The 6,286-nt window shown below is 73.6% G+C and carries 3 protein-coding genes; 2 read left to right on the top strand and 1 reads right to left on the bottom strand.

What is annotated here, in order from left to right:
• Nucleotides 1-250: 250 nt before the first annotated feature.
• Nucleotides 251-2,869 carry a glycosyltransferase family 1 protein gene (locus H0H10_RS18365; protein ID WP_188182082.1) on the bottom strand — a complete coding sequence of 873 codons (2,619 nt, stop codon included), beginning with the start codon at nucleotides 2,867-2,869 and terminating at the stop codon, nucleotides 251-253.
• Between the two features lie 292 nt (nucleotides 2,870-3,161).
• Between H0H10_RS18365 and H0H10_RS18370 the strand changes: the two genes are divergently transcribed.
• Both H0H10_RS18370 and H0H10_RS18375 read left to right on the top strand, forming a co-directional pair.
• Nucleotides 3,162-4,364: a S8 family peptidase gene (locus tag H0H10_RS18370; protein ID WP_188182083.1), complete on the top strand. Its 1,203-nt coding sequence runs from the start codon at nucleotides 3,162-3,164 to the stop codon at nucleotides 4,362-4,364.
• A 204-nt stretch (nucleotides 4,365-4,568) separates the two neighbouring features.
• Nucleotides 4,569-6,286: alpha-1,4-glucan--maltose-1-phosphate maltosyltransferase (locus tag H0H10_RS18375; protein WP_188182084.1), on the top strand; the 1,718-nt coding region annotated here is incomplete at its 3' end.

Consider the following 6,286-nt stretch of genomic DNA (forward strand, 5'->3'; position numbering starts at 1 on the left):
GCAGCCCCAACGCCGACGCGAACAGCACCGCGGACCGCCGGCGCCGCCGGGACCCGGCACCCCCGGAACCCGGCAGCCGCAACACCGACGGAAACGGCACCACAGACCGCCGACGCCGCCGGAACCCGGCTGCCCCAACGCCGACGGGAACAGCACCGCGGACCCCGGCACACCAGGCGCGCGGCGCCCCCTGACAGCGACACCACCGGGGCACGGCACCGCCGGGGCACGGCGCCGCCGCGGGGTCGGGTCACCGCATCAGCAGGCCCGCCGCCTCCACCAGTTCCCGGGACGGCAGCGCGACCAGTCCCGGCTCCGCGCCCGACGCCAGCCGCGGGTGCGCGGGCAGGATGCGGACCGTGTAGCCGAACGGACCGGTGCGGTCCAGGGCCAGCGGGCCCTCGTACACCCAGCGGCCCTCCAGGTCGGGGCCGCTCACCGGCTTCAGCGGCACGGTCGTCGCGTCGGTGATCCGGTCCTCGGTGTCCACCCGGCCGGACACCGCCTGCACCTCGACGTCGTCCGGGCCGAGATCGCCCAGGCGCACCCGCACCCGGAGCCCGAGCGTCGTACCGAGTTCCGCGGTGGCCGTGGCGTCGGACGTCTCCACGTGGTCGACGGCCACCGCCGGCCAGGCCGCCCGCAGCCTGCCCTTCCACTCGGCCAGGTCGCGCGCGGAGTCCGGGTCCATCGCGCGGTGCGCCTCGGCCGCCGGGGTGTACAGCCGCTCCACGTACTCGCGGACCATGCGGCCGGCCAGCACCTTCGGGCCGAGCCGGCTCAGGGTCTGGCGGACCATCTCGATCCAGCGGTCGGGCAGCCCGCTCGCGCCCCGCTCGTAGAAGCGCGGGGTCACCCGCTGCTCCAGCAGGTCGTAGAGGGCGGCGGCCTCTATGGCGTCGCGGCGGTCGGGGTCGGTGCCGACGCCGTCGGCGGTCGGAATCGCCCAGCCGAAGTCCGGCTGGAACCACTCGTCCCACCAGCCGTCCAGCACGGAGAGGTTGAGGCAGCCGTTGAGCGCGGCCTTCATCCCGGACGTCCCGCACGCCTCCAGCGGGCGGAGCGGGTTGTTCAGCCAGATGTCGCAGCCCGGGTAGAGCTTCTGCGCCATCGCCATGCCGTAGTCCGGCAGGAACACGATCCGGTGCCGCACCCGCGGGTCGTCCGCGAACCGCACCAGCTCCTGCACCAGCCGCTTGCCGCCGTCGTCCGCCGGGTGCGCCTTGCCCGCCACGACGATCTGGACCGGCCGCTCGGGGTGCAGCAGCAGGTCCATCAGCCGGTCCCGGTCGCGCAGCATCAGCGTCAGCCGCTTGTACGACGGGACGCGCCGCGCGAAGCCGATGGTGAGCACGTCCGGGTCGAGGACGTCGTCGATCCAGCCCAGCTCGGCCGTGCCCGCGCCGCGCTGCCGCCAGGAGGCGCGCAGCCGCTCGCGGACCTCCGCCACGAGCTGTTCCCGCAGGGTCCGGCGCAGCTCCCAGATGTCCTGGTCGGGGATGCCGGTGACCGCGTCCCAGCGGTCGGAGCCGCCCACGGTGAGCGCGTCCTCGGTGCGCTGGACGCCGATCTGCCGGGCTCCGAGCCGGAAGACCTCCGGGGCGACCCAGGTCGGGGCGTGCACCCCGTTGGTGACGGAGGTGATGGGCACCTCGTCGGCGTCGAAGCCGGGCCACAGCCCGGAGAACATCTCCCGGCTGACCCCGCCGTGCAGCAGGGAGACGCCGTTGGCGCGCTGGGCCAGGCGCAGGCCCATCACGGCCATGTTGAACAGGTTGGGCTCGCCGCCGGGGTAGGTCTCCATGCCGAGCCGGAGGATGCGCTCGACGTCGATGCGCGGGAGCTCGGCGTCGGGGCCGAAGTGCCGGGCGACCAGCTCCCGGTCGAAGCGGTCGATGCCGGCCGGGACCGGGGTATGGGTGGTGAAGACGGTACCGGCCCGGACCGCCTCCAGGGCCGCGTCGAACTCCAGCCCCTCCGCGCAGAGTTCGGCGATGCGTTCCAGGCCGAGGAAGCCGGCGTGGCCCTCGTTGGTGTGGAACACCTCCGGCGCGGCGTGCCCGGTGAGCCGGCAGTACGTGCGCACCGCCCGGACACCTCCTATGCCGAGCAGCATCTCCTGGAGCAGCCGGTGCTCGCTGCCGCCGCCGTAGAGCCGGTCGGTGACGCCGCGTTCGCCGAGGTCGTTCTCCTCCACGTCCGAGTCCAGCAGCAGCAGCGGGACCCGGCCGACCTGGGCCAGCCAGACGCGGGCGCGCAGCTCGCGGCCGCCGGGCAGGGCGAGGGCGACGTGGGCGGGGGTGCCGTCGGGCTCCTTGAGCAGGGAGAGGGGCAGCTCGTTGGGGTCGAGGACGGGATAGTGCTCCTGCTGCCAGCCGTCCCGGGACAGGGTCTGGCGGAAGTAGCCGTGCCGGTAGAGCAGGCCCACCCCGACGAGCGGCACCCCGAGGTCACTGGCCGCCTTGAGATGGTCGCCGGCGAGGATGCCGAGGCCGCCGGAGTACTGGGGCAGGGCGGCCGTGATGCCGAACTCGGGCGAGAAGTAGGCCACGGCGGCCGGCAGCCGGCCGGTCTGGGCCTGGTACCAGCGGTTGCCGGTCATGTAGTAGTCGAGGTCGTCGGCCGCGGCGGTCAGGCGGCGCAGGAAGCGCCGGTCCTCGGCCAGTTCCGCAAGGCGCGCCGGCGGGACGGTGCCGAGCAGCCGCACCGGATCGCCGCCGGACGCGGCCCAGCACTCGGGGTCGACGGATTGGAAGAGGTCGCGGGTCTCCGCGTGCCAGGACCAGCGCAGATTGCGGGCCAGATCGCTGAGCGGCCGGAGGGGGTCGGGGAGAACGGGACGGACGGTCAATCGACGGATCGCCTTCACACTCCACCTCAGCGCGTTCGCTCGATCGGACGGGGTGCGTGTCACCTCGTCCCTTATGACGGTACCGGCGCCGGTGTGTCCCTCGCCGGGCGCTTCGCCCCCCGGTTCTCATATCGGCCTGAACGGGCTCGTCCTCCAACGCCGTACGGGCTAGTCACAGCGGCGTTCCGATATGGCCGGTTCCGACCCCGCAGGCCTTCTTGTAACGCTTCCCGCCGCGCGAGAGGCTGCCTGCGGCGGCCTACCCGGCCTCTTTGGCCCGTACGCCGCGTCGAGGAGGGGAGCTCACACCATGGCACGGACGCGAGCACGGCGTCTGCGCCGGGCGGGGGGCCTGGTCGCGGTGGGTTGCGCCGCTGCGCTTTCGGCCCTGTCCCTGCCCGCGCAGGCCGCACCGGAGGGGCGGATAGCCGGCGCCGGAGCACCCGGCGCCGTGAGCGGGAGTTACCTGGTGACGCTCAAGGAGGGGACGCGGGCGTCCACGGCCGCCGGACGGGCCGTCGCCGAGCGGTACGGCGCGCGGATCAGCCACACCTACGGCACGGTTCTGAACGGATACGCCGTCAGCACCGACGCCGGACGGGCGAGACGGCTCGCCGCCGACCCGCGCGTCGCCTCCGTCACCCAGGACACCCGGGTCCGGCTCGACCACACGCAGCGCAACCCGCCGTCCTGGGGCCTGGACCGCCTCGACCAGCCGGGCCTGCCGCTGGACCGGCGCTACACCTGGCCGCGGTCCGCGGGCGAGGGCGTGACGGTGTACGTCATCGACACCGGCATCCGGACCACCCACCGGGACTTCGGCGGCCGCGCGAGCCACGGGTGGGACTTCGTGGACGGCGACCGCACCGCCCAGGACGGCAACGGGCACGGCACGCACGTCGCGGCCACCGCCGCCGGCACGACGTACGGCGTGGCGAAGCGGGCCCGGGTCGTCGGCGTGCGCGTCCTCGACGACGCCGGCGGCGGCACCACGGCGCGGGTCATCGCCGGCATCGACTGGGTCACCAGGCACGCCAGGAAGCCCGCGGTCGCCAACCTCAGCCTGGGCGGCCCGCGCAACACCCGCCTCGACGCCGCCGTCCGCACCGCCATCACCTCCGGCGTCACGTTCACCGTGGCGGCGGGCAACCAGGGGCGGCCGGCGTCGCTGAACTCCCCGGCGGGCGTCGGCCCGGCCGTCACCGTCGGCGCGACCGACCGCCGGGACGCCCGGGCCGGCTTCTCCAACCACGGCCCCTCGGTCGACCTGTTCGCCCCGGGCGTGTCCGTCACCTCGGCGTCCCACCGCAGCGACACGGGCCGGGCGACCCACTCCGGTACGTCGATGGCGGCGCCGCACGCGGCGGGCGCCGCCGCGCTGTACCTCGCCGGACATCCACGGGCGAAGCCGGCGACGGTCGCCAAGGCGCTGATTGCGGGGGCGACTTCCGGGAAGGTGTCCGGACGAGGGACCGGTTCGCCGGACAGGCTGCTGCGCGTACCGCGCTCGTGACGGCCGTTGCGGGCTCCGGCCCCGTCCGTCACGGACGGGGCCGGTCTCGTGTGTGGACATACGCGTGAGTAGTTAACAAAGTGCCGGATTGCCCACCCGAGGAGTGTGGGAAGGCTCCTGCGGTACACCCCACGCGTACACCCCCGCAGGACCCACCTCCCCAGAGTCATCCGCCCACCCACGTTGACGCGGACAGGAGCGGTCATGCCCGCCACGCACCATTCGTCAGCACCCCCCGCACGCGCAACGGACACGGCACCCGTGCGCCCCTCCGACGCCGGTCCGGCCGTCCCGGACACCCCGGCTCCCGGGGTGTCCGGGACCGAAGGCGCCACCTGCGTCGGCCGTATTCCCGTCCTCGACGTCCGCCCGGTCGTCCGGCAGGGGCGCAGGCCCGCCAAGGCGGTGACGGGGGAATCGTTCGAGATATCGGCGACCGTGTTCCGCGAAGGACATGACGCGGTCGCCGCCAATGTCGTACTGAGGGACCCTCAGGGCCGGCAGGGGCCTTGGACGCCGATGCGGGAGCTGGCGCCGGGCACCGACCGCTGGGGCGCCACCGTCACCGCCGGCGAGCCCGGCCTGTGGTCGTACACCGTCGAGGCCTGGGGCGATCCGGTCACCACCTGGCGACACCACGCGGGGATCAAGATCCCGGCGGGGATCGACACCGGCCTCGTCCTGGAGGAGGGCGCGCGGCTGTACGAGCGGGCCGCCGCGGGCGTCCCCGGGAGCGAGGGGCGCGCCGAGGTCCTCGCCGCGGTCGACGCGCTGCGCGACGAGTCCCGCCCGGCCGCCTCGCGGCTCGCCGCGGCGCTGACCCCCCAGGTGGTGGCGGTGCTGGCCCGGCATCCGCTGCGGGAGCTGGTGACCGCCTCCGATCCGCTGCCGCTGCTGGTCGAGCGCGAACGCGCCCTGTACGGCTCCTGGTACGAGTTCTTCCCGCGCTCCGAGGGCACTCCCGAACAGCCCCACGGCACCTTCCGCACCGCCGCCCGCCGCCTGCCCGCGATCGCCGCGATGGGCTTCGACGTCGTCTACCTCCCCCCGATCCACCCCATCGGCACCACCCACCGCAAGGGCCGCAACAACACCCTCTCCGCCACCCCCGACGACGTCGGCGTCCCCTGGGCCATCGGCTCCCCCGAAGGCGGCCACGACACCGTCCACCCCGCCCTGGGCACCCTCGACGACTTCGACCACTTCGTCACCGAGGCCGCCTCACTCGGCCTGGAGACCGCCCTCGACTTCGCCCTGCAGTGCTCCCCCGACCACCCCTGGGTCCACAAACACCCCGAGTGGTTCCACCACCGCCCCGACGGCACGATCGCGTACGCCGAGAACCCGCCGAAGAAGTACCAGGACATCTACCCCATCGCCTTCGACGCCGACATGGACGGCCTGGTCACCGAGACCGTCCGCGTGCTGCGCTTCTGGATGGGCCACGGCGTGCGGATCTTCCGCGTCGACAACCCCCACACCAAACCCGTCGTGTTCTGGGAACGCGTCATCGGCGAGATCAACCGCACCGACCCCGACGTGATCTTCCTCGCCGAGGCCTTCACCCGCCCCGCGATGATGCACACCCTCGCCCAGATCGGCTTCCAGCAGTCCTACACCTACTTCACCTGGCGCAACACCAAACAGGAACTCACCGAGTACCTCACCGAACTCACCGGCGACGCCGCCTCCTACATGCGCCCCAACTTCTTCGCCAACACCCCCGACATCCTCCACGCCTACCTCCAGCACGGCGGCCGCCCCGCCTTCGAGACCCGCGCCGTCCTCGCCGCCACCCTCTCCCCCGCCTGGGGCATCTACAGCGGCTACGAACTGTGCGAGAACACCCCCCTGCGCGAAGGCTCCGAGGAATACCTCGACTCCGAGAAGTACCAGCTCAAACCCCGCGACTGGGCCACCGC

Origin of the sequence: Streptomyces griseicoloratus (assembly GCF_014534645.1) — a bacterium.
Lineage (GTDB): Bacteria > Actinomycetota > Actinomycetes > Streptomycetales > Streptomycetaceae > Streptomyces > Streptomyces griseicoloratus.